The 203-nt window shown below is 73.4% G+C and carries 1 protein-coding gene; it reads left to right on the forward strand.

What is annotated here, in order from left to right:
• Nucleotides 1–203: hypothetical protein (locus FJ658_RS16245; RefSeq protein ID WP_181408480.1), on the forward strand; the 203-nt coding region annotated here is incomplete at both ends.

A 203-nucleotide genomic window follows, 5' to 3' on the forward strand; every position in this document is an offset into this window, starting at 1 on the left:
GGCTCGACCTGGTGTCGTACTCCATCGACCCCGACACGGTCCCGTTCACCTTCGACCCCGACGGATGCGTCGCGCCCGGCCCCGTCGTCGCCGGATGCGCCCCCACCGTCGAGTTCACCGCCGACCTGGGCGGCGGCGTGCTCGGCCTGCCGATCGGCGCGGGCGTGCTGTCGATCACCCTGCACGTGCCCGACGACCTCAGC

It is taken from the genome of Schumannella sp. 10F1B-5-1 (genome assembly GCF_006517535.1).
GTDB lineage: Bacteria > Actinomycetota > Actinomycetes > Actinomycetales > Microbacteriaceae > Schumannella.